This window comes from Plesiomonas sp. (assembly GCF_051650925.1).
GTDB lineage: Bacteria > Pseudomonadota > Gammaproteobacteria > Enterobacterales > CAMTGL01 > Plesiomonas.
Map to the genome: position 1 here is coordinate 1 of NZ_JBOFRH010000549.1, position 3,288 is coordinate 3,288.

Consider the following 3,288-nt stretch of genomic DNA (forward strand, 5'->3'; position numbering starts at 1 on the left):
AATTTATTGAGCGGGTACTCAGTTGTCCAAACAGTAATTGTATCAGCCACAGTGAACCGATTAACTCCGGTTTTAGCGTACGCAAGCAGCAGGGTAACATCCTGTTAAAATGCAAATATTGCGAGAAAGTGTTCGCCAGTGATGTTGTCACCGAACAATCTTAAGGCTCGGTCAGCCACATACAGGCTGTTACACTGGAAGCTGGGTTTCACACGCAACAGCCTCTATACTTGCAGGCAAATTCTCGTTGGTATGATTAAAAAGGAAAACAGATGAGCCACATTATCAATACGGAAAAAGCCCCTGCCGCCATTGGCCCTTACGTACAAGGCGTTGATCTGGGCAGCATGATCCTGACCTCTGGCCAGATCCCAGTGAATCCGGCAACCGGTGAGATCCCTGATGATATCGCGGCACAAGCCCGCCAATCATTGGAAAATGTGCGTGCTATCGTTGAAGCAGGTAGCCTGCGTGTTGCTGATATTGTGAAAATGACTGTTTTTGTCAAAGATCTGAATGACTTTGCGACCGTCAATGCGGTCTACGAAGCTTTCTTTGTTGAGCACAATGCCACATTCCCTGCCCGTTCATGTGTTGAAGTGGCACGTCTACCAAAAGATGTAAAAATTGAAATTGAAGCAATTGCCCTGCGCCGCAGCTAAACAAACAGGGCACTAACCTTCCCGCTGGCAAGCCAATACTACGAAGATAATTAGCGTCATCAATGACACTAATTATCTCTGATAACGGCTAACAGCATAAAAAAAACGCCACACATCACCAGAGATACTGGCTGTGTGGCGTTTTTTTATCGGGCAATCACGGTGAGTACGGGGAGCTTACCCTTCACTGACCACCAACTGTCCCATACAACCAGCATCGGCCAACTCAAGAATACCGCTGTGGTAACGGAATGGTGTTTTTGCGGTGGAAGGCTGATCAAAGCGCACAATCAACTCCACCTCATTTTCAATCCACACCGTATCTTTCCACCCCTTATCCTCGGCTTTTGGCGGCAGACCGTCGACCGATTGCACTCGGAATGCTGCACCGTGCAGCCTAAAGGGTTGTGGTGTCACTGTGCTCACCATCCAACGCTCTACTGCACCAACACGGGTTGTAATATCAATCCGATTTGCATCCCAAAGCGCGCCATTAATCCCTGGATTTTTCGCATTCCCCAGACGCAAGGTACGGGTACGCTCAATATTGGTCAGGCCAAAATCGTCTGACGGCAGCGTTTCTGGCAATTTATCGGTCATCAGCGGCAGTAACCCTTCTGGTTTTAACGTCAGCACCAGCGAAGAGACCAGTGTCGAGGAGTCTTCAAAAAAGCCTTTAAAGCGCTCAATCATCGTTGCCGTTTCACCGGCCGTTAAAGAGACTTCATCACCACTGGTTAAATCAACCAACACTTCCCGCCGCTCACCCGGAGCAAGGGTAAATTGCGTTACCGTGACCGGTGCAGGCAATAAGCCAGCATCACCGGCAATAATCTGCATCGGGCGGCCATCACTGAGTTGCAAGGTCAATCGGCGTGCATTGGCCGCATTGACTAACCGCAAACGCACCCAGCCGCGTGAGACTTCCATAAACGGTGATTGCACGCCATTGACCAGCAAAATATTGCCTAGAAATCCGCCCTCATCTGGCTCATATTTAGGCTCACCAAAGGCATTAAAGCGCTTGTCTTGCAAAATCAGTGGCAGATCATCCACGCCATAGTGCTTAGGCAGACGTAGATCACGGGTATTATCGTCATCCACCAGCCATAGGCCGGCTAAACCACGGTAGACCTGCGAGGCCATCTGGCCCTGCGTGTCAGCATGATACCAACAGGTTGATGCGACTTGTCGGATCGGTAAAATTGGTGCCCACTCTTTTTTCGGTGCCATCAGCCACGCGTTACCGCCATCAAGAATACCGGGTACTCGCAACCCCTGTACGCACATGGAAACCGCTTCATCCAACCGATTACTGTAGATCAGTTTGACGTTGTCACCACGGCGAACCCGTACGGTTGGCCCCAGATAGCGACCATTAATGCCCCATACTGAAGAGGCCATTGCACCGTTAAATGCCCACTGTGTGGATTGCAGTGTCAAAAACAGCGGCCGCCCGTGACGATACTCCAGCAACGGCGGAATAGGCAGTTTTTGACTACTTGCATCCGACTCTGCTTGCACTTTTAATGCCGGATAGGCAGCGCCTGCACATAAGGTAGCCCCCGTAAGCTGCAAAAAACGTCGACGGCTGACAGACATCTCTCTCTCCGAATCTAAAAACAGTATCGCGTGGTCAAATCACCTATCAGGGCGTGATCAATATCGTGATCATGCCCTGATGGATAAATGAAAGGGCCTGTAAATCTACAGGCATTTATACCGGATCATAACAGCAGGTCAGCGGGATATAAGCCCTAAATGTATATCACACTAAAAATAGATTAATGTGATTGACGTGCCGCCACTTCTGCATTCAACTGAGCTATTTTATCGGCCATTAATTGATGGCAATGCTCGGCTAATTCACGCACATTTTCGCGGCTATAACCTGCTGTATCAATCGGAGGTAACATTTCAACAATCACCTCGCCATTATTCCAGCGATTTAATCTGACTTTATTATGCTGCTCTGATGCACAAATTAATACTACCGGCACACCGGCGGCAATCGCCGCATGAAATGCACCGGTTTTAAACGGCATTAATCCACGCCCACGGCTACGTGTGCCTTCAGGAAACATCCATACCGAAATATTACGATTTTTTATTTTCTCTACAATTTGCGCAATAGTGTCGTGCGCTTTTGAGCGGTTTTTCCGGTCAATTAAAATATTGCCGGTTAGCCAATATAATTGGCCAAAAAAAGGTATCCACAATAGGCTTTTTTTACCGACAGTCACCGTACGCGGCATCACCATGCCCGATACAGTCACCATATCGTAATTATTTTGATGGTTGGCAATATAAATACAGTTACCGAATTGATCAGAATTCTGAGCAAAACGCCGTTCAACACGCAGCCCCAAAATACGATCAAGTTTACTGAATAAACGCCCGAAAGTATAAACATGGCGCGGGTTGCGTGGGCTAAACAGGCAGTACAGGCTACCGCAGATAGACACTAACAAAGCATACAACACAACAATAAGGGTACGGAAAACAACAAGCATAATCACCTCTGGTTCACAGCTGTGGGCTAGTATACTCAGTTCGGAAAAAAACTCACCGCAGAACTGATCAGTTTCTCGTCACCCTCGCACAAAAAAACACTCACTATCTGGCT

At 48.1% G+C, this 3,288-nt stretch carries 3 protein-coding genes and 1 pseudogene; 2 read left to right on the forward strand and 2 right to left on the reverse strand.

What is annotated here, in order from left to right; all coding sequences use genetic code 11:
- Together ACRC27_RS13135 and ridA are read left to right on the forward strand one after the other, a co-directional pair.
- A pseudogene (locus ACRC27_RS13135) lies at positions 1-164 on the forward strand (aspartate carbamoyltransferase regulatory subunit); the annotation flags it as partial.
- A 108-nt stretch (positions 165-272) separates the two neighbouring features.
- Positions 273-662 (forward strand): 2-iminobutanoate/2-iminopropanoate deaminase, encoded by a 390-nt coding sequence (gene ridA, locus ACRC27_RS13140; RefSeq protein ID WP_438623655.1) that lies wholly within the window; start codon positions 273-275, stop codon positions 660-662.
- A 177-nt stretch (positions 663-839) separates the two neighbouring features.
- Here the strand turns inward: ridA and ftsP are convergent, their stop codons facing one another.
- Positions 840-2,264 carry a cell division protein FtsP gene (gene ftsP / locus ACRC27_RS13145; RefSeq protein WP_438623656.1) on the reverse strand — a complete coding sequence of 475 codons (1,425 nt, stop codon included), beginning with the start codon at positions 2,262-2,264 and terminating at the stop codon, positions 840-842.
- Positions 2,265-2,446: 182 nt separating this feature from the next.
- Positions 2,447-3,175 (reverse strand): 1-acylglycerol-3-phosphate O-acyltransferase, encoded by a 729-nt coding sequence (locus ACRC27_RS13150; RefSeq protein ID WP_438629681.1) that lies wholly within the window; start codon positions 3,173-3,175, stop codon positions 2,447-2,449.
- Between the last annotated feature and the right edge of the window lie 113 nt (positions 3,176-3,288).